15 protein-coding genes are annotated in these 19,152 nt (G+C 70.9%); 10 read left to right on the top strand and 5 right to left on the bottom strand.

Annotated elements, in window-relative coordinates:
* Positions 1-185: 185 nt before the first annotated feature.
* The gene (locus OG251_RS31370; RefSeq protein WP_326680257.1) at positions 186-2,474 is read left to right on the top strand and encodes an FAD-dependent oxidoreductase; all 2,289 of its coding nucleotides are present in this window, start codon (positions 186-188) and stop codon (positions 2,472-2,474) included.
* Between the two features lie 63 nt (positions 2,475-2,537).
* Here the strand turns inward: OG251_RS31370 and OG251_RS31365 are convergent, their stop codons facing one another.
* Both OG251_RS31365 and OG251_RS31360 read right to left on the bottom strand, forming a co-directional pair.
* The gene (locus OG251_RS31365) at positions 2,538-3,326 is read right to left on the bottom strand and encodes an IclR family transcriptional regulator (protein WP_326680256.1); all 789 of its coding nucleotides are present in this window, start codon (positions 3,324-3,326) and stop codon (positions 2,538-2,540) included.
* 202 nt (positions 3,327-3,528) lie between these two features.
* Positions 3,529-4,551: an acetylxylan esterase gene (locus tag OG251_RS31360; protein WP_326680255.1), complete on the bottom strand. Its 1,023-nt coding sequence runs from the start codon at positions 4,549-4,551 to the stop codon at positions 3,529-3,531.
* 650 nt (positions 4,552-5,201) lie between these two features.
* On the opposite strand from OG251_RS31360, the gene OG251_RS31355 reads away from it, so the two are divergent.
* Positions 5,202-5,609: a TOBE domain-containing protein gene (locus tag OG251_RS31355; RefSeq protein ID WP_266812883.1), complete on the top strand. Its 408-nt coding sequence runs from the start codon at positions 5,202-5,204 to the stop codon at positions 5,607-5,609.
* A gap of 16 nt (positions 5,610-5,625) precedes the next feature.
* On the opposite strand, the gene OG251_RS31350 is transcribed toward OG251_RS31355, so the two are convergent.
* Positions 5,626-7,146, bottom strand: a complete 1,521-nt coding sequence (locus OG251_RS31350; protein ID WP_326680254.1) for a PucR family transcriptional regulator — start codon at positions 7,144-7,146, stop codon at positions 5,626-5,628.
* Between the two features lie 241 nt (positions 7,147-7,387).
* Between OG251_RS31350 and OG251_RS31345 the strand changes: the two genes are divergently transcribed.
* The 8 genes from OG251_RS31345 (at position 7,388) to OG251_RS31310 (ending at position 16,943) form a co-directional block, all read left to right on the top strand.
* Positions 7,388-8,212, top strand: coding sequence for an FAD binding domain-containing protein (locus OG251_RS31345; protein WP_326680253.1), 825 nt, complete (start codon positions 7,388-7,390; stop codon positions 8,210-8,212).
* A complete protein-coding gene (locus OG251_RS31340) occupies positions 8,209-10,950 on the top strand; it encodes a molybdopterin-dependent oxidoreductase (protein WP_326680252.1) in 2,742 nt (913 codons plus the stop codon). Before OG251_RS31345 ends, OG251_RS31340 begins: the two co-directional genes overlap by 4 nt.
* 200 nt (positions 10,951-11,150) lie before the next feature.
* Positions 11,151-11,651: a molybdopterin-dependent oxidoreductase gene (locus OG251_RS31335; protein WP_326680251.1), complete on the top strand. Its 501-nt coding sequence runs from the start codon at positions 11,151-11,153 to the stop codon at positions 11,649-11,651.
* Between the two features lie 204 nt (positions 11,652-11,855).
* Positions 11,856-12,251 carry a TOBE domain-containing protein gene (locus OG251_RS31330; RefSeq protein ID WP_326680250.1) on the top strand — a complete coding sequence of 132 codons (396 nt, stop codon included), beginning with the start codon at positions 11,856-11,858 and terminating at the stop codon, positions 12,249-12,251.
* Positions 12,252-12,351: 100 nt separating this feature from the next.
* Positions 12,352-13,152 carry a molybdate ABC transporter substrate-binding protein gene (gene modA / locus OG251_RS31325; RefSeq protein WP_326680249.1) on the top strand — a complete coding sequence of 267 codons (801 nt, stop codon included), beginning with the start codon at positions 12,352-12,354 and terminating at the stop codon, positions 13,150-13,152.
* A 78-nt stretch (positions 13,153-13,230) separates the two neighbouring features.
* A complete protein-coding gene (locus tag OG251_RS31320) occupies positions 13,231-15,177 on the top strand; it encodes an ABC transporter permease (protein WP_326680248.1) in 1,947 nt (648 codons plus the stop codon).
* Between the two features lie 225 nt (positions 15,178-15,402).
* Positions 15,403-16,218: a class I SAM-dependent methyltransferase gene (locus tag OG251_RS31315; protein WP_326680247.1), complete on the top strand. Its 816-nt coding sequence runs from the start codon at positions 15,403-15,405 to the stop codon at positions 16,216-16,218.
* A 20-nt stretch (positions 16,219-16,238) separates the two neighbouring features.
* Positions 16,239-16,943, top strand: coding sequence for a M24 family metallopeptidase (locus OG251_RS31310; protein ID WP_326680246.1), 705 nt, complete (start codon positions 16,239-16,241; stop codon positions 16,941-16,943).
* A gap of 11 nt (positions 16,944-16,954) precedes the next feature.
* Here OG251_RS31310 and OG251_RS31305 read toward each other — a convergent pair whose 3' ends face one another.
* Together OG251_RS31305 and OG251_RS31300 are read right to left on the bottom strand one after the other, a co-directional pair.
* Positions 16,955-18,358, bottom strand: a complete 1,404-nt coding sequence (locus OG251_RS31305) for a DUF7507 domain-containing protein (RefSeq protein WP_326680245.1) — start codon at positions 18,356-18,358, stop codon at positions 16,955-16,957.
* Positions 18,359-18,743: 385 nt separating this feature from the next.
* A complete protein-coding gene (locus tag OG251_RS31300) occupies positions 18,744-19,115 on the bottom strand; it encodes a nuclear transport factor 2 family protein (protein ID WP_326680244.1) in 372 nt (123 codons plus the stop codon).
* Between the last annotated feature and the right edge of the window lie 37 nt (positions 19,116-19,152).

Raw genomic sequence — 19,152 nt, 5'->3', positions numbered from 1 at the left:
GGAACACGGCCCACCTGCGCCGAGCTTGCAGTTCGGTGTCACGACGGCCAGGTCAGCGCCGCAACCGGAACCTACAGCGAACCCCAAAGATTGAACAGTGGTTGCACAATATGGATGTGATGTACGTTCAAGGCCGCTCCGCTGCGCCGGGGAGTATCCGTGCTTCACACCAAGGAGGCCGCACCGTGCGGGAAGAAGAGGTCCATTACGACATCGCCGTGATCGGCGGGGGATTGGCGGGGACCTGCGCGGCCATCGCTGCGGCCCGGCTCGGCCGACGCGTCGCCCTGGTCAACAACCGGCCCGTCCTGGGCGGCAACGCCAGCAGCGAGATCCGTGTCTGGGTCTGCGGCGCCACCGCACACGGCGTGCACCGCTGGGCCCGCGAGACCGGGATCATGGGCGAGTTGTACACCGAGAACCAGTACCGCAACCCCGAGGGCAACCCCTACTACTGGGACCAGGTCGTCCTCGACGCCGTCCGCGCCGAACCGAACATCGACCTCTATCTCAACACCGACGTACGCGAGGTCGACGCGAGCGGCCCCGCCGACCGCCGCGAGGTGCACTCCTGCACCGGCTGGATGATGGGCTCGGAGCGCCGCATCACCTTCCGCGCGAGCCAGTTCCTCGACTGCACCGGAGACGGCCTGGTCGGCCATCTCGCCGGTGCCCGCTACCGCATCGGCCGTGAGGCGCGGTCCGAGTTCGACGAGCCCTGGGCACCGTCCGAGGCGGATGGGGCGCTGCTCGGCTCGACGACCCTCTTCCACACCAGGGACACGGGCCGGCCGGTGAAGTTCGTACCGCCCGCCTACGCCAAGGACCTGTCGACCACACCCATCCTGCGCAACCGCATCCTGCGCACCGGCGACAACGGCTGCGACTACTGGTGGATCGAGTGGGGCGGCGAGCTCGACACCGTCCATGACAACGAGCGCATCCGCGACGAGCTCCAGTCCGTGATCATGGGTGTCTGGGACCACATCAAGAACTCCGGCCAGTTTCCGGACGCGGCGAACCTCACCCTGGAATGGGTCGGCAGTCTCCCCGGCAAGCGCGAGTACCGCCGTTTCGTCGGCGATCACGTCCTCACCCAGCAGGACATCCTCCAGCAGCGCCAGTTCGAGGACCGGATCGCCTTCGGCGGCTGGTCCATCGACCTCCACCCGGTACAGGGCATGTACGCCGAGGAGCCCGGCGCGCGCCAGCGGTACGCGGACGGCATCTTCCACATCCCGCTGCGCTCCCTCTACTCGGCGAACGTGACGAACCTGCACTTCGCCGGGCGCAACATCTCCGCCACCCACATCGCTTTCGGGGCCACCCGTGTCATGGCCACCTGCGCGACACTCGGCGAGGCCGCGGGAACCGCCGCGGCCCTGTGCGTCGCCGAGAACCTCACGCCGCGGGAACTCGCCACCGAGCGAGCGGAACTGGTGCACCGCACGCTGCTGCGCCAGGACGCCTCCGTGATCGGCCTCGCCGACGTGGACCCGGGCAACCTGGCGCGCACGGCCCGCGTCACCGCCTCCTCCTGCCTGGACCGTCTGGCCGCCGAGCCCACGCAGGACGCGCCCGGCACCCCGTACCCCCTCACCCGCGACCTCGCCCTCCTGCTGCCGGTCGACCCCTCGCTCGACACGGTCGACCTGCTCGTCCACGGCGCCCCGGACGACCGGTCCCGCGAGCTCACCGTGGAGCTGTGGAGCACGGGCAGGCCCGAGAACGCGGTCCCCGCCGACCACCTCCTCACGACCACGGTCACCGTCCCGCCGGGCGGCCCCCACTGGGTCACGGCCCGCCTCGACCACCACCCCGACACGCCCCGGAACGCGATCCTCGTCGTCCGGGCCTGCCCCGGCACGGCCCTCGTCCTTCTCCCCGAACGCACCGACGGTGTCCTCGCCCTGCGCAGGAAGGTCGAGGGGGACGCGGGCGTCGACCACGACATCCCGGAGGAGGACGGCCAGCCGGTCCTGGAGTGGCAGGCCCGCGGCCTGCGCCGGCAGACCTTCGCCTTCCGGGCGGCCCCCGGCACAAGGGCGTTCCACCCCGAACGGGCCGCGGGCGGATACCAACGTCCCTACGGCGGACCCAACATGTGGTCCTCCGCACCGGAGGACGACGCCCGGTGGCTCCGTCTGGACTGGCAGGACGAGCAGGAACTCACCGAGATCCGCCTGGTCTTCGACGATGACGTCGACGAGTATCTCAACAACCTGCACCGCCACCGCACCCCGTACGAGGTCATGCCGGAACTCGTACGCGACTACCGCGTCCAGAGGTGCGACGCCGCCGGTACGTGGCACACGCTCCTGACGGTGACGGACAACCGGCGACGCCACCGTGTCCACGCGTTGAAGGCCCCGGACGGCGGCCCCGTACGCACCGACGCACTCCGACTCGTGGTCGACGCGACGCACGGGGCACGGCACGCGCACGTGATCGCCTTCAAGGCGTACGGCGCGTAGCCGTACGGCGAAGGGGTCCGGTGGAGGCCGATCGGCCTCCACCGGACCCCTTCGCCGTATACGTCAGAGCGCGCCGAGTGCCTGACTGATGGCGTCGGCGGCCTCGATGACCTCGCGTACGAGGACGAGGCGCTGCCCCTCGGTGTCGGGGCGGTCCTCGAGCACCGAGGCCGGGCCCCAGAGGGAGATGGCCGCGACGATCTCCCCCGAAGCGTCCCTGACCGGTGCGGCGAGGGACGCACGGCCCAGGGCGCGCTCCTCGGCCTCCACGGCGTAGCCGGTGCGCCGGACGGTGTCGATCTCGGCGTCGAGGAGGTCGTGACTGGTGGTCGTGTACTCCGTGTGCGCGTCGAGCGGATCTCCCAGCAGCTCGCGACGCGCTTCGGGGGTCAGACCGCTGAGCAGGCACTTGCCGATGCTCGTGGCGTGCAGCGGTGCGGTGTGTCCCGCCTGCGTATGGGACTTGGGGGCGCGCGTGCCCTCGAAATTGCACAGGAACATCAGCTCGCCACCGCGGCGTACGGCCACGTTGGCCCCGAGCCCGGTGCGGGTGGCGAGGCCCTGGAGCACCATGCGGGCGGCCCGGTGCACGGGGTGGCGGTTGGTGGCGGTGGCGGCCAGCGGGAGAAGGCCCAGGCTGAGGCGGTAGAGGTTGCTGACCGGATCGCGTTCGACCATGTCGAGGCGCTCCAGGGTGGACAGCAGGCGGGAGGTGGTCGAGGAGCCCAGTCCGGTGAGCTCGGCGACGTCGGAGACACGGAGTTCGGCCCGGCCGGAGTCGAGTGCGCGCAGCACCGATACCGCTCGTTCGACGCTCTGGTTCGTCCCTGAATCAGTCGCCCGCGTAACCATGGCCCTCCTCGTTCTGCAAATCCCTTGCACATTCTGCATCAGCATATCGCGCCTGATCGACGCCTGTACCTGAAAATCAGCGACCGTGGCGGCCCCGCGATGTGCTGCGGACCGGACGTCCGTGACGTCGCGGAACCACCGGGCCACCGGGCAGGAACCCGTGAGGACCTCGGCCCGGCGGAGCCGGTCGTGCGGCGGACGGTCAGGCGGTGGGGCGCCGCACCATGGGATCCGGCCCCGTCAGGAAGCGTCGCTGGGCCTCTTCCAGGGCCGCGGTCTCGGCCCGCTCGCCCGGGTGGTCGAAGTGCCCCGCCCGCAGAACCACGAGTTCGCGCGGCCCGGCCAGTGCGTTGTGCACCGCGAACTGTCCGGGTGGGGGCACCGATGGATCGAACAGGGCGGCACCCACATGTACGGGGATCGTGAGGTGCCGGGCCGCCGTCGCGGCGTCGAAGTACGCGAGGACATCCAGCACCGAGGGTTCCTCGGCGAGCCGCGTACGCACCGACTCACCGCTGCCCGTGCAGGGAAGCGTCACCCGGAGCGGATGGTTTCCGAAGGTCGGCACGGTCAGGCCGGCGGCGTGGAAACGGTCGTCCCAGGGGAGTGCCAGCGCCCCGATGCCGCCGCCGAAACTCGTGCCCAGGTACGTCAGCCGTCCGGCAGCCTCCGGCACCAGTTGCCGCAGTGCGGTGGCCGCGCACCAGACGTCCGCCACGCATCCGCCGATGAGGTACGACTCCCTGGCGCCGATGCCGTGCAGGACGTGCCCCGCCGACTTGGAGGGAACGCCGGGCAGCAGGCTCCGCGTCCCGAGCCCGCGCAGACAGGGCCAGATGGTCGCGGTCTCCGGCGGGCACTGCCAGGGGTCCGGGGCCTCCCGGCCTCCGTATCCATGGGTCGCCACACAGCCCTGGGTGACGGGTCCGTCGGCGGGGACGGTCAGCCACCCGCCGATGCGGACGCCGTCGGCGGACGTGTACGTGACGTCGGCGATCCGCATGCCGTTCACCGTGGCCCAGGGCCCCTCGATCCGGGGCGCCGTGCCGATACGCAGCGCACTCGCATGGCGCTCTCGCCAGAAGTCGGCGAAGTCGTCCGGGCCCGGCGGCGCCTTCACCGCGAGGAGGCTCCGCAGGTCGTAGCCGTGGGCAGGATCGAAGGGAAAATCGTGGGGCAGCGAGCCGAGTTCGCCGGTGTCCGTCGTGAGTGGATGGGTGGACAAGATCTCTCCTTGTTCGATGTGCGAAGTGACCAGCACGTCTACCGGAAGGGCTCGCGGCGCGACGCGCCCTGACCTGTCGGCGCCGAACCCCCTACCGGGCCCGACCCGCCGACTCGACGGGTCGCGTCCCGCTGGGCGGTGTGGTCACGGGCGGCTGGTCCGATGCGAACGGCGCCGGTCGCTACAGGGCGGCGGTGCGGCGGAGGGCGGGACGACGCAGGTCCGTCGTTCGCTCTCCCGGTGCAGGCAGGACGGGCGCGGCCGTCGGCCCGCCGTGCGGCGAATCCGTCGCCGCCCATCGGCCCGAGGACTTCGCGGCGCCCGCCGGCGGAATCCCCGTCGTGATCTCCGTCGCCCGCGAGACCATACGGTGATCGACCCGCGCCTTGCAATAAGGAGACGCAGCGGCTGAGACACGTGGTTTCGAGGCTGCGTCGACGTCGGCGCGCTTCCCGCTCCGTCCTTGCACTCCTCCGCGTAGACCTCGTACCCGGTGGCGAGCAGCGGGCCCGGAGAGAGCCTTGTTCTCGGCGAGGGCATGCGCGCGGGCCCGGTCGGTGCACGTGCGGACCTCTCCGTGAGGTACCGGCGCCGTCCGCGAGGATCGCGTCGGCGGCCCGCGCCCTTCCTCGTTGGCCTAGAGTGCCGGGGTGCCTTCGTACAGCATTGGCCAGGCCGCGGAGCTGCTGGCTGTCAGTCCGGAAACCGTTCGCCGATGGGCGGACGGCGGTCACCTCGTGATGGACCGGGGCGGGTCGGGCAACCGGATGATCGACGGGGTCAGCCTGGCGGGTTTCGCCACGGAGCGGGCGGCGGGTCTGCATCCGGTGCCCGGTGGGGTTCTGACGTCCGTGCGGAATTCGTTCGCCGGCATCGTCACCGCGGTGACGGTCGACGACATCGTGGCTCAGGTGGAGATCCAGTCGGGGCCGCACCGGCTGGTATCACTGATCAGCCGCGAGTCCGTGGAGGAACTCGGCCTGGAAGTAGGGGTCCTGGCGACGGCACGGGTCAAGTCGACGAACGTGCACATCGACCGCCCGGGAAGCCAGGGCTGAGCCGCGTCCGACGCGGTCAACGGCAGAGCAGGGCCGCTCGCAGGTCGAGTTTGTGGTCGAGGCGCGACAGGTCGCGGCCGGTGAGCGTCTCGATACGCCGGACCCGGTAGTGGACGGTGTTGACGTGCAGGTGGAGGGCTTCGGCGGTGCGGGCCCAGGAGCCGTTGTGGGCCAGGAAGACTTCGAGGGTTTCCAGGAGCATGCGCTGCGAGGCGCCGTCACCGTCGACGAGCGGGCCCAGGGTGCGGGCGCTGAAGACCTCGCGTACGGACAGCGGCACTCCGGCGAGCAGGGCGTGCAGGGTGGTGAGGTCGTCCACGGAGGCCGGCGCGGTCGCCGCGGGTGCGGTCTCGTGGGCCGCGGCCCACGCGTACCGGGCCTGCGCGAGGCTGCCGCGCAGGCCCCCGGGCTCCGCGGCGACCGCTCCCACGCCGCCGTGGAGTGGGGCGGCGGGGTGGCAGGAGCGCAGGAGCGGCCACACGGCCTGGAGCCGGTCCCCTTCCGTGCCGGGTTCGCCCTGGACGACCGCCACGGCTTCGCCCCCCTCGGACGCACCCACGGCGAAGGGGCGGTCAGGAGTGTGGCGCAGCGCCTCGGACAGGGCGTCCACCGCTGCGCGGGCGTCGTCGTCGTGCGCCGAGCGCGCCGTGATGACGTGGTACGGACCCTGGGCGGGCAGGCCGCAGCCCAGAAGTGCGCGGCTCAGTGACGTGGCATCCGTCCCCGGGGCGTCGATCGACGAGATGAGGGCGCGGGCCCTTTCGCGTGCCGCCTCCTCGCCGCGCGTACCGCGGTGCTGGTGCTGGGCGAGGACGTCGGCCATCTCGTGCAGGACGCGCGGCGGGGCCCCTTCGGTGTCGAGCAGGTGGAGGTGTCGGACCGCGTAGGGGGAGCCGTCCGTTTCGACGCGCAGCGTGACTCCGGTGGAACTCCGCAGGCGCTCCACGCCCTGTTCCGCCGTCAGGGGCACGGTGGACGAGGTGCGCGCGAGGGTTCGGCCGGTGGCGCTGAGGACGTAGCAGGCCGGGGTTCCCAGGTGGGCGAAGGCGCGGTCGAGCAGGGTGTCCAGGTCCGCGTCGGCTTCCAGGAGGGAGCTGAGTTCCCTGCGTACGTTCTCGGGCAGCGCGTGGTGGTGGGCGGGGCGACGGCTGAGGTCGCCCCACTGTCTGAGGTAGACCGCCTCGGTGATGGCCCGGAAGCCGGTGTGCGCGGGTACGGCGATGAGCGCGACGCCGCGTGCTCGGCAGGAGTCGGTGAGGACGTCGGGGACGGTGCCGTGCGTCTCCTCGCCGGCGAGGAGGGCCGCGACCCCGGCCGACTGAAGCGCCGCGACGAACCGGTCCGCCTTCTCGGGGCGGTCGGTGGGGTTCCACCAGACCAGGCCGCTGAGGACGACCTCGCCCCGCTGGAGAAAGCGCGTGGGGTCCTCCAGGTCGGTGGCGGTGACCCCGCTGATCTCCCGGGCCAGGAGCCGGCTGTCGCCCCACACCAGAGTGAGGTCGAGAGCGTCGAGCTGGAGGAGATTTTCGACGTGCATGGTCTTGCTCCTTGCGCGGCTGACGAGCTGCACCCGTCATCTCACATTCACGAGGCGAATACGAGTCGAGTCATCGTAAATGCCAGGTGATGCAAGCGATACATCTCTTGGGTGATCCTCCAGCGCGGGAGGCGGCGGCTTGTCCTTTCTCGTGTTCCGCACCAGTCGTGCGCGGGGTCGCCCTCTTGCTTCACTGAGCCCGTCGGTGGCCGAAGACGCAACGGCCGGAGCGGAGTGCACGATGGATCTCCATACAGTGCGGGATGTACGCGATGCCCGGATCCCCGCACCCTGGCGGCCTGGCGATGCCTGGCTCGCGGGCGGCACCTATCTGTTCTCCGAGCCTCAGCCGCACCTGCGGCGACTGGTGGATCTGAGCCGGATGGGCTGGGAGCCGGTCCGGCGCCTCCCCGACGGTTCGGTGGAGATCGCCGCGACCTGCACCGTCGCGGAGCTGTCCCGCTTCGGACGCGGGTGCGGAGCACGGGCGGCTCCGCTGTTCGAGCAGTGCTGCCGCGCGTTCCTGGCCTCGTTCAAGATCTGGAACATGGCCACGGTCGGCGGGAACCTCTGCAACGGCCTGCCGGCCGGTCCGATGATCTCGCTCACCGCCGCGCTCGACGGCGAGTGCCTGCTCCAGGCGCAGGACGGTTCGCTCCGCCGTCCGCGGGTGGTGGACTTCGTCGTCGGTGCCGGGCTGAAGGACCTGGGCGAGGGTGAGTTGCTGCGCTCCGTCACGCTGCCCGCCCGTGCCATGGCCTCGCGCACCGCCTTCCGCCAGGCGTCCCTGTACGGTCTGGGCCGGTCCGGCGCTCTGGTCATCGGGGTGCTCGACCCGGTGGACGGCTCGCTGTCCGTGACGGTGACCGCGGCCACGGTTCGCCCCTTCCGCCTCTGGTTCCCGTTGCCACCGGACGCGCGGGAACTGAGAAACGCCCTCGAAGGGGCCGTCGGGGACGCCGACTGGTACGACGACATCCACGGACTGCCCGCCTGGCGGCGCCACATGGCCTTCCGCCTGGCCGAGGAGATCCGCCGCGAGCTGACCACGAGGGGCGACCGATGAGCTTCGGGATCCACGTCAATGAGCGGCCTTTCGACGCCGAACCGCGACCGGGCCAGTGCCTGCGGACCTATCTGCGCGAGCGCGGCTGGTTCGGTGTGAAGAAGGGGTGCGACGCGGGCGACTGCGGGGCCTGCACGGTTCATGTGGACGGCAGGCCCGTGCACAGCTGCCTCTTCCCCGCCCTCCGCGCCGCGGGCCGGTCGGTGACCACCGTCGAAGGTCTGGCCACCGACGGTGAACTCCACCCGGTGCAGCAGAAGTTCCTCGATGCCCAGGGGTTCCAGTGCGGCTTCTGCACGGCCGGATATCTGATGACCACCGCGGCGCTGGACGACGAACAGCTCGGTGACCTGCCGCGTGCCTTCAAGGGGAATCTCTGCCGCTGCACCGGATACCGCGCCATCGAGGACGCCGTACGCGGTGTGAAGCACGTCGAGGCTCCGTGCGCGGGTGCCGCGGTGGGCCGGAACCTTCCCGCGCCCGCGGGCCCGCAGGTGGTCACGGGAACGGCCCGGTACACCTTCGACATCGACGTACCCGGTCTGCTGCACATGAAGCTGCTGCGCTCCCCGCACCCGCACGCCCGGATCACCGCCATCGACACGGCCGCCGCGCTGCGCGTACCGGGGGTGCATCTGGTCCTCACCCACCACGACGCCCCTGAACGGCACTATTCGAGTGCCCGGCACGAGCACCCCACCGAGGACCCGGACGACACCCGGCTCCTCGACGACACCGTGCGCCATGCCGGCCAGCGGGTGGCCGCGGTCGTCGCCGACAGCGAGGCGGCGGCGGAGGAAGCCTGCCGGCGCGTCGAGGTGACGTACGAGGTGCTGCCCGCGGTCCTCGACCCGGAGGAGGCGATGCTTCCCGGTGCACCGGTCGTGCACGCCAAGGACGCCGGAACCGCACGTATCTCCCGGCCGCAGAACAACGTCGTGGGTGAGGTGCACGGGGAGACCGGGTCGGTGGAGGAGGGCTTCGCCGAGGCGGACGTGGTGTACGAGGAGACGTTCCGTACCCAGCGGGTCCAGCACGCGAGCCTGGAGACGCACGGCGCCGTGGCCTGGTTCGAGGAGACGGACGAGGGGGCCGAGCGCATCGTCGTGCGCTCCAGCACACAGACGCCCTTCCTCACCCGCCGGGCCCTGTGCACCCTGTTCGATCTGCCCATGGAGCAGGTCCGTGTGCTGGCGGGGAGGGTGGGCGGTGGTTTCGGCGGCAAGCAGGAAATGATCGTCGAGGACATCGTCGTACTCGCCGCGATGCGTCTGCACCGGCCCGTGAAACTCGAGTACACCCGTGCCGAGCAGTTCTACGGGGCCACCACCCGGCACCCGTTCACCGTCCGGGTGAAGGCCGGTGCCCGGAAGAACGGCACCCTGACCGCGATCCAGCTGCGCGTGGTCTCCAACACCGGGGCGTACGGCAATCACGGCCCGGCGGTGATGTTCCACAGTGTCGGTGAGTCGCTGGCCGTCTACCGCGCTCCGCACAAGAAGGCCGACGGGTATTCCGTCTACACCCATGCGGTACCGGCGGGCGCCTTTCGTGGATACGGGCTCGGACAGGTCGTCTTCGCCATGGAGTCGGTGATGGACGAACTGGCCCGGCTGCTCGGCATGGACCCTCTGGCGTTCCGGGAGCGCAACATCATCGGTCCCGGCGAGGCCATGACCGGTCCGGGCGGCGAGGAGGAGGACCTGCACATCGCCAGCTACGGACTCGACCAGTGCCTGGCCGTCGTGCGCGACGCGCGGAGGGAGTCCGCACAACCGGCGCCCCCTGGCTGGCTCGTGGGTGAGGGGACAGCACTGTCCATGATCGCGACCGGGCCGCCCGGGGGCCACATCGCCGATGCCCGGATCGGTCTCCGGGCGGACGGTACCTACGACCTGGCCGTGGGAACCGCGGAGTTCGGCAACGGCACCACCACCGTCCACCGCCAGATCGCGGCCGGAGAGCTGGCGGCCACGGTCGACCGGATCACCGTGCGCCAGTCCGACACCGACGTCGTGAAGCACGACACCGGGGCGTTCGGATCGACGGGAACCGTGGTGGCCGGCAAAGCGACCCTCCGCGCCTCCCGGGCCCTCGCCGCGAAGATCCTGGACTTCGCGGCGGAGCACCTCGGTGCGGCCCGCGAGGAGTGCCGCCTCGACGAGGACGCTGTCGAGTGCCGTCGTCGGCGCGTCCTGCTGAAGGAGCTGTACGCGGCGGCCCGGACGGCCGGACAGGAACTCGCGGCGGACGGCCATTTCGGCGGTACGCCGCGTTCCGTCGCCTTCAACGCGCAGTGGTTCCGGCTGGCCGTGGACCCCGGGACCGGGGAGATCAGGGTGCTGCGCAGTGTGCACGCGGCGGACGCGGGCAAGGTGATGAACCCCATGCAGTGCCGGGGACAGATCGAGGGCGGCATCGCGCAGGCGCTGGGCGCCACACTCTTCGAGAACGTCCGTCTGAACGATCGCGGCGAAGTCACCACCACCGCGTTCCGCCAGTACCGGCTCCCCCAGTACGCCGACATCCCCCGTACCGAGGTGCACTTCATGGAGACCTCCGACGCGATCGGTCCGCTCGGGGCGAAGTCGATGAGCGAGAGCCCCTTCAACCCGGTCGCACCGGCGTTCGCCAACGCTCTGCGCGACGCCACCGGCATCCGGTTCACCGAACTTCCCCTGACCCGCGACCGTGTCTGGCTCGCCCTGGACCGACGCGCGGGGACGGCCGCCGGCTGATCCCCCGGCGGGCTGCGGGCACGGTGGGCGGGCTGCGGGCTCGCGGGCTCGCGGGCTGCCAGATATGAAGGGAATCCCCTGTGTCGATTCCCAGAAGCCAGGTAAAGGAGGTGGATGTCCTCGCATGCACGATTCCGTCGAACAGCTGCGGGGCATACCTTCTGACAGCCGCCCCGCGGGCCGTTCGACTGGGGGATCCCATGAGCCGACTCAGTGCGCAGTCCCGTACTCCCCCGGCGCGCTTCGCCTCGTTGACCGTGCTCGGGGAGGTCGTCCGGCCGGCGACGCTGACGGTGGGTGATCTACGGGCCGGATGGGAGCAGCACCGGGCCGAGGTGGTCTTCGACTGCGCCACCGGCGGCCCGCGGCGGCACCGGTTCGAAGGGCCCCTGCTGCGTGAGGTGGTCCTTGACGCGCAGCCGCTGTTCGATGTCCGTCGGCGCAAGGACCGTTCCCGCTTCGTACTCGCGGTGTCCGGTGGGGACGGGCACCGCACGGTGCTGGCCTGGGCGGAGATCGACGCCGATTTCGGCAACGCCCCGGTCCTCCTGGCCACCCGGATGGACGGCGAGGATCTCGACGTGGCCGGGAGCCAGTTGGTGGTGCCCGTCGACCGGTGCGGGGCGCGGTACGTCAGTGCCATCACCCGTGTGCTGGTCGGCGTGTGGCCCGAGCCGGGGCGGAAGGCGCGGCCCGGCTGAGGTTCGGCGGGCTGCCGAGCCCGCTCAGGGCCGATGAAGGGCGCATCGAATTTGTACGGAATTGCCAGCTATTTTCTGGTCTGCATTTTCCTGGAGAGCCCTCGGGCACCGCTTTCGGATCATCCTCCAGGTGGCGGCGCATTTACCATGGAGGTTCGCATTAAGCTTTGTAAATACGAGCTAAGTTCCTCTAACGTGTCGCACATGCAGTCCTACACCATCGGGCAGGCCGCTCGTCTGCTCGGCGTCAGCCCCGACACAGCCCGCCGCTGGGCGGATGCCGGACGGGTCGCGACCCACCGCGAGGAGAGCGGTCGCCGCCTCATCGACGGCCGGGACCTGGCCGCGTTCTCCATCGAAGTCGCCCAGGCGGGCACCGGTGAGGACGACGCGTCCTACACCTCGGCCCGCAACGCCTTTCCCGGCATCGTCACCGCCGTGAAACTCGGCGACGTCGCGGCCCAGGTGGAGATCCAGGCCGGCCCGCACCGCCTCGTCTCGCTCCTGACCCGGGAAGCGGTCGAAGAGCTGGGGCTGGAGGTCGGCATGCAGGCCACCGCCCGCGTCAAGTCGACCAGCGTGCACATCGATCGCACCTGATCCACTGCTCCACCCAGCGGCGTCGCCCGTCCCCGGCGCGGCTCACCATCATCCGCTCGGGCGGCACCGGCCGACCGCGTCCCCAAGGAGTCCCACCCTCATGTCCCTCACCTTCACCGGGCGGCGTACCGCGGCCGCGATCCTCACGGCCGCTCTCCTCGTTCCGCTGGCCGCCTGCGGCAGCGACGACGACAAGAAGGACTCGGGCGACAAGGCCACCTCCTCGGGCGCGCCGAAGGCCGACCTGACGGTTCTGGCCGCCTCCTCGCTCACCGATGTCTTCAAGACGGCCGGTGCGGCCTACGAGAAGGAACACCCCGGCACGAAGGTGACGTTCTCCTTCGCCGGTTCGCAGGAGCTCGCCGCCCAGGTCAAGCAGGGCGCACCTGCCGACGCTCTGGTCACCGCGGACACCAAGACGATGGACGGGCTGAAGTCCGACACCGGAGCGCCGACCGTCATCGCCAAGAACCGCCTGGTGATCGCCACGGGCAAGGGCAACCCGGAGAAGGTCGAGAACCTCAAGGACCTCGCGGACCCGAAGCTGAAGGTGGTTCTCGCCGCGCCCGAGGTTCCGGTCGGGCGCTACAGCCAGCAGATCCTGGACGCACAGAAGATCGACGTGAAGCCGGTCTCCCAGGAGCCCAACGTCCGCGCCGTCCTCAGCAAGGTCGAACTCGGCGAGGCCGACGCCGGTCTCGTCTACAGGACGGACGCCGCCACGGCCACCGACAAGGTCGAGGCGATCGACATCCCGGACGCGCAGAACGCCGTCGCCTCCTACCCGGCCGCGACGCTGAAGACCTCGAAGCACAGCGAGGCCGCGACCGCGTTCGTGGCGTGGCTGTCCACCCCCGAGGCCCAGAAGATCCTCGCCGCCGCCGGCTTCCAGAAGCCGTAACAGGCCACCGACCCGTGCGGGCGGCCCGGTTCGGGGGCCGGGCCGCCCGCACGGCACTTCGAGCATCAGGGACCTTCGATGAGACGCCTTCGCCACCGCGCCACCGGCCCCCGCGCACCGATGGCCCTGGCGATCCCCGCGCTGCTGGCCATCGCCTTCCTGCTGCTGCCGCTGATCGGGATCCTCGCCCGCACCTCATGGGCCGACCTGGGCGCTCACCTCACGAGCCCCGGGACGACCGAGGCGCTGAAGCTCTCCCTGATCGTCTCGGCCTGGGCACTGGGCCTCTCCCTCGTCCTCGGTGTTCCCCTGGCCTGGCTGCTGGCCCGGGTCGACTTCCCCGGCAAGGCGTTCGTCCGGACCCTCGTGCTGCTGCCCATGGTGCTGCCGCCCACCGTCGGCGGTGTCGCCCTCCTGCTGGCCTTCGGCCGCCGCGGGCTGCTCGGGCCGTGGCTGGAGGACGCGTTCGGCATCACGCTGCCCTTCCACACCTCCGGCGCCGTCCTCGCCGCGACGTTCGTCGCGATGCCGTTCCTGATCATCAGCCTCGAAGGAGCACTCGGCGGGCTGCGCCCCCGTTACGAGGAGACCGCGGCCTCCCTGGGAGCTTCGCCGGTACGGGTGTTCCTCACCGTCACCCTGCCGATGGTCGCCCCCGGGCTCGCCGCGGGCGCCGCCCTCACCTGGGCGCGCGCACTCGGTGAGTTCGGCGCGACCATCACCTTCGCGGGCAATCTCCCCGGCACCACCCAGACGCTGCCCCTCCAGGTCTACCTGCTGCTCCAGGACGACCCGGAAGCCGCCACGTCGGTCTCCCTGTTCCTCCTCGCCATCGCCATGGTCGTCCTCATCGCCCTGCGCGGACGCTGGACCGGCACCCCGGACAGGGCCGCCGCCCGGCCGCACGTTCCGGCGGACGAATCCGGCTCCGCCCCGCAGGACACATACGCCACCGCGGCGGTCGCGCCCCACCTCGACGGCGACGGGGGGAGCTGGCCGCTCCACGCCACGGTCACCGGATTCAACGAACTCACCCTCGACGCGGACGCCGGAACCACCATCGCCGTCGTCGGCCCCAACGGCGCCGGCAAGACCACCCTGCTGCGCGCCCTGCTCGGCCTCACCCCGCGCGCCCACGCCGAACTCCGGCTCGGCGACACCGACGTCACCGCGCTCCCCCCGCACCGCAGGGGCGTGGCCTGGGTGCCGCAGGACGGTGCCCTCTTTCCGCACGTGAACGCACTGGCCAACACCGCCTACGGGCTTCGTTCCCACGGTGTCCCGCGCGCCGAGGCCCGTCGCCACGCCCAGGAGTGGCTGGACCGTCTCGGCGTCGGCCATCTCGCGCACCGCAGGCCGACCCAGATCTCCGGGGGCCAGGCCCAGCGCGTCGCACTCGCCCGTGCGCTGGCCGCCCGCCCCCGGCTGCTCGTGCTCGACGAACCGCTCGCCGCCCTCGACCAGACGACCCGCGCCCAGGTGCGGCACACCCTCCGCCGCCATCTCGACGGCTTCGGCGGCGTATGCCTGATCGTCACCCATGACCCCGTGGAAGCGATCGCACTCGCCGACCGGGTCCTGGTCCTGGACGACGGGCGCGCCCTCCAGGACGCCCCGCCCGCCGATGTCGCCCGCCACCCCCGCTCCCCCTGGGTCGCCCGCATGCTCGGCCGCAACGCCTGGCCCGGCACCGCCACCGACAACGGGCTCCGGCTCCGGGGCGGAGGCCGCCTCATCGTCGCCGACCCCCTGCCGGCGGGCACTCCCGCGCTCGCGGTCATCGCCCCGGAAGCCGTCTCCGTACACCGCGACAAGCCCACCGGCAGCCCGCGCAACGTCTGGTCCGGGACCGTACGGGAGATCACCGCCAGCGGGAGCCGGCTCCGGGTCCTGATCGTGTCGGACCGGACACCGGACCTCGTCGCCGAGATCACCCCGCAGTCCGCCGCCGAACTCGGCCTGGCCGACGGAGTGCCGGTGTGGACGAGTGTGAAGGCCACCGAAGTCACCGCCGTGGCCCTCTGATCGGGCCCCCGCACCCCCGAACTCGCCACTGGGTGCGGGCACGGCTGCGCCCGACAGGCATGCGGCTCACCCGCCGATCGGACGGGAGGACACATCCTCCAGGACCGCATCTGTGGGGTTTTCGGTCGATAGAACAAGCATTTGCCATCCGGTTTACGGAACAGCCCTCTCGGATGCAGGATGAACGAGGGTGCGTCCGGTACCCGGAGGCGGAGGGAGCCGTGCATGACCACGGGCTCGAAGTGCGGTGACGGCAGCGCCCGGGACATCCGCGCCGGAGACATCGGCCACGGCTCCACCGGCTCCGGCCGCACCGCCCGCCGACGGCCCGACCCCCGTATCGCCCAGTTCCTCGCCGAGGCCCTGGACGGCGCCGGCCATGTCCTCCACGTCGGTGCGGGAGCCGGGTCCCCCGGGAGCGCCGCCGACACGGTGACAGCGGTCGAACCGTCCGGCCCCCCGCGCGCCCGGCGCCCCGCCCGGCTCACCCGGGCCGTCGATGCCGTCCATGCCGTCGGTGCCGTCGCGGAGAACCTGCCCTTCGCGGACGGGGAGTTCGACGGAGCGATGGCCCTCTTCGGCGTCCACCAGTGGAACGACCCGGGAGCCGGTCTGCGCGAGATCCGGCGCGTCACACACGGCCCGGTCGTCGTCCTGACCCGCGCCCCGGATCTCGTACGCGACTTCTGGCTGTACGGGTACGCGCCCGAGGTCCTCGACATCGAGGCCCGCCGCCACCCTCCCGTCGAGGAGTTGACCGCCGCGCTCGGCGGCACCGGCACCATCCGGACCGTTCCGATTCCGCTGGACTGCACCGACGGCTTCGACGAGGCTTACTACGGCCGGCCCGAGATGCTTCTGGATCCCGCCGCCCGCCAGGGCTGCTCGGCGTGGAGCTTCGTCGACGACGAGGTGCGGGAACGCTTCGACGTGACACTGCGCCGCGACCTGGCCTCCGGGGCCTGGGACCGGCGATTCGGTCACCTGCGCACGCGGCCCGCCTACGACGGTTCGCTCGTCATCGTGCGCGCAACCCGCTAGTGAGGAAGAGGAACAGCACCATGGGAGTACCCGACCGTATGGACGAGCAGTTGCGCGCCCTCGGCCTGGTGGAGGCACAGCGCAAGGCCGAGGCCCTGTTCGCCGAGGTCGAACGACGGGGCCTGGTGGCACCCGGGGCGGGAGAGCGGGAGGTCAGCGACCGGATCCGGGACCTCGCGAACGAGATGTTCGGCACCACGAAGCACTGGCACAAGCGGATCGTCCGATCGGGCCCGAACACGCTGTTCCCGTACAAGGAGAACCCCCCGGACCGGATCATCGGCGAGGACGACATCGCGTTCGCCGACTTCGGACCGATCTTCGAGGAGTACGAGGCGGACTTCGGCCGCACCTTCGTCTTCGGCGACGACCCGGACAAGCACCGGCTCCGCGACGACCTGGCCACCGTCTTCGCCGCGGGCCGGAGCGCCTTCCGGTCGGACCCGCACATCACCGGCCGCCGACTGTACGCCGAAGTGGAGCGCCTGGCCGCCGAGGCGGGCTGGGCCTTGGGCGGATGGCACGCGGGCCACCTGGTGGGCGAGTTCCCCCACGAGATGATCGACGGCGCGAGGACCGACTCCTATGTCACCCCGGACAACGGCCATCCGATCCGGCGCACCGACCGGGCCGGATGGCGCTGCCACTGGATCCTGGAGATCCACCTCATCGACGAAGCGCACGGCTTCGGCGGTTTCTACGAGCAGTTGCTGGACCTGGCGTAGCGGCTGGGCGGCTACTCCTGACCGGAGCAGGGGTCACAGCAGGAGGGGGCGCGTTCGACGCAGATGGTCACGGCGTCGGAGTTGTTCGTCGGGTCGGGGTCCTTCTCGTATGCGGTGGCGGTGGCGGTGTTGGTGATCGAGCCGGGGGCGGTCGCCTTGGCCCGCAGCACGAGGGTGGCGGTGGCGCCGACGGCCAGGTCACCCACCGTCCACTGCCCGGTCGCCGGATCGTAGGTTCCGGAGGAGGACTTGGCGGTCAGGAAGGTGAGGTGGTCGGGGAGCCGGTCGGTGACGGTCACACCGGTAGCCCGGTTCGGCCCGGTGTTCCGCACGGCGATCCGGTAGGTCACGGTCTGTCCCTCGGTGACCGTGGTCGCGTCGGCCGCTTTCACCACGGCCAGGTCGGCAGCCGGATTGACCTCCGTGACCGCGTCGTTGGACGTGGCGGTCAGCGGTTCGGGGGTCGGGCCGAGGCGGTTCTCGTAGGCGGCGGTGGCGCTGTTGATGACCCGCCGGCCACCCGCGCTCCGGCCGATGGTGACCCGGTACTCCACGGTGGTGCCGCCCGGCAGGGTCTCGGTGTTGGGCAGGCTGCCCGCCTGCGTGCCGGAAGCGCCGTTGCCCGGGTGGAAGACCACCTTGTTGCCCTGGGCGTCGAAGGACGCCTGGTCATCGCCGGCCCGGTCGCTCTTCGGCCCGGCGTTGGGACCGTCGACGATGCGCAGGGATCCGGGCACGTACGTCGTACCTGGGGGAATGACATCGGTCAGGACGACCGCTTCGGCCGCGCCTCCGCCCTCGTTCCTGGCCGTGATGCGGTAGGTGAGGACGTCCCCCACCTCCAGCGGTCCCATGGGGATGGCGGTCTTGGTGAGCACCAGATAGGGGGCGGTGCCGAAGAAGACGCCGTCCAGGAAGTTCCCGATGCCCTGGTTTCCGCCGGCGGCGGAGATGGAACGGAACGCGAACCGGGTCAGCGTCTGGCCCGCCGGGACGATATAGGTGCCCGTGTAGTAGCCCCAGGCGCTGTTGCCGTCGGTGAAGCGCCGCTGCTCGACCGCGGAGCCCGGTGTGCCGATGTCCAGTGCCATGGTGTCCTGGCCCTGCCGTCCGCGGTGGTACAGCCTCCAGTACAGCTTCGAGCCGGGCGTGGTCGGCAGGTCCTGGTAGAGCGTGGCGACCTGGCGCGCGTTCAGCTCGGCGAACTGGGAGCCGTGCACGGCCGGCACGCCGTTGAAGCCGGAACGCCACAGCTCGATCATGTGATCGGTCGAGGTGGTGCGCCAGCCCGGTACACGCTTGACTGCCTGCGTCTGTGACGCGTCCGGAAGAATCTCGAAGCCGGTGACGACGGGCTCTTCGAAACTTCCGTTGACCAGTGCGACCCGGAGCGGAGCCGGTGGAGGTGTGGTCACTGAATTCCCCTAGGTTCGGCGGCGGTCGGCATCCTCCGCCGACCGGACCAGGGGTCTGCGCCTCGGCGGAGGGGTAACCACCGAAAGCACAACGCAATTCAAGCGATACGGAAAGCAAATGCCCTTGGGTCCGGGCCAATCCGGCACGGCCGGTTTGCCGGACCCGTCCGCCGGGGCCGACGGCGCCACGTCCGCCCCGGCAGCCATACGCACATCACCCAGAACGCACCGGGCACACCTGTACCTGCCGCCACCCCTCCAACGGCCGAAAAGAGTGTCGCAACCACCCTTGTCCGCCTCCCGTGAGGGTGACGCGCTCCGCAGCGGGTTGACACCCTCGGCGGCCATTCCGCAGACCTCCGGCTCCACCTCCGCCGACGGGGAATCAGGCGTCCTTCTCCTCCGGCACGGTGTAGATGTTCTCCTCGATCCGGTCGATGAGTCCGCCCTCGAACCGGAAGTGCACCACCGCGTGGACCTCACTGCGTGACCCGTCGGCCGTGACCAGGTGGAGCAGGTACTGCAGGAGCACCTCGTCGGCGTCCCGGAACTGACGGACCACGTCGAACCGCAGCGAATCGACCGTGGCCGCGAAGGAACCGAACTGCCGCAGCCGCTCGTCCACCGGCTGCTCACCCTGGCCGTCGTTCTGCCACACGGTGGCCCTGTCGGTGCACATCGCCCGGGCGTCGGCGAAGTCGTACACCTCCAGACGCCGCAGAAACCGTACCGCCGTGCCGCTGATGGTCTGCTCCATATCGAAGTCTCCTTCCCTGTGTCTCGTCGGAATGCGG

The sequence above is a fragment of the Streptomyces sp. NBC_01237 genome (genome assembly GCF_035917275.1).
Classification (GTDB): Bacteria; Actinomycetota; Actinomycetes; order Streptomycetales; family Streptomycetaceae; genus Streptomyces.
This window is presented reverse-complemented; position numbering and strand designations above follow the sequence as displayed.

Excerpts from the sequence above, each read along its gene's own strand:
- OG251_RS31330 (WP_326680250.1), top strand. The coding sequence starts at position 11,856 with ATGCAGTCCTACACCATCGGGCAGGCCGCTCGTCTGCTCGGCGTCAGC.
- OG251_RS31315 (WP_326680247.1), top strand. The coding sequence starts at position 15,403 with ATGACCACGGGCTCGAAGTGCGGTGACGGCAGCGCCCGGGACATCCGC.
- OG251_RS31340 (WP_326680252.1), top strand. The coding sequence starts at position 8,209 with ATGAGCTTCGGGATCCACGTCAATGAGCGGCCTTTCGACGCCGAACCG.
- OG251_RS31300 (WP_326680244.1), bottom strand. The coding sequence starts at position 19,115 with ATGGAGCAGACCATCAGCGGCACGGCGGTACGGTTTCTGCGGCGTCTG.
- modA (WP_326680249.1), top strand. The coding sequence starts at position 12,352 with ATGTCCCTCACCTTCACCGGGCGGCGTACCGCGGCCGCGATCCTCACG.
- OG251_RS31335 (WP_326680251.1), top strand. The coding sequence starts at position 11,151 with ATGAGCCGACTCAGTGCGCAGTCCCGTACTCCCCCGGCGCGCTTCGCC.
- OG251_RS31365 (WP_326680256.1), bottom strand. The coding sequence starts at position 3,326 with ATGGTTACGCGGGCGACTGATTCAGGGACGAACCAGAGCGTCGAACGA.
- OG251_RS31320 (WP_326680248.1), top strand. The coding sequence starts at position 13,231 with ATGAGACGCCTTCGCCACCGCGCCACCGGCCCCCGCGCACCGATGGCC.
- OG251_RS31345 (WP_326680253.1), top strand. The coding sequence starts at position 7,388 with ATGGATCTCCATACAGTGCGGGATGTACGCGATGCCCGGATCCCCGCA.
- OG251_RS31310 (WP_326680246.1), top strand. The coding sequence starts at position 16,239 with ATGGGAGTACCCGACCGTATGGACGAGCAGTTGCGCGCCCTCGGCCTG.
- OG251_RS31350 (WP_326680254.1), bottom strand. The coding sequence starts at position 7,146 with ATGCACGTCGAAAATCTCCTCCAGCTCGACGCTCTCGACCTCACTCTG.